Origin of the sequence: Streptomyces oceani (assembly GCF_001751245.1) — a bacterium.
GTDB classification, from domain to species: Bacteria; Actinomycetota; Actinomycetes; order Streptomycetales; family Streptomycetaceae; genus Streptomyces; species Streptomyces oceani.
In genome coordinates this window covers 1-212 of the sequence record NZ_LJGU01000011.1, presented here as the reverse complement: position 1 = coordinate 212, position 212 = coordinate 1, and the positions used below count along the sequence as shown (strand labels likewise).

Here is a 212-nt window from a genome sequence, read left to right as displayed (position 1 = left end):
GGGCTGATGAAGATGGTGCAGGCGTTCCAGCATGATCTGTTGCCGCGGTCGTTGCACGCGGAGGAGCCGTCGCCGCATGTGGACTGGTCGTTGGGTGGGGTGGAGTTGTTGGCGCAGGCGCGGGAGTGGGAGCGCGGTGATCGTCCGCGGCGGGCGGGTGTGTCCTCGTTCGGGGTGAGCGGTACGAACGCGCATGTGGTGTTGGAGGAGGC

At 67.5% G+C, this 212-nt stretch carries 1 protein-coding gene; it reads left to right on the top strand.

The genetic code is table 11. The features are described from left to right. On the top strand, positions 1 to 212 hold a 212-nt coding region (locus AN216_RS00055), incomplete at both ends, for a ketoacyl-synthetase C-terminal extension domain-containing protein (RefSeq protein WP_139140793.1).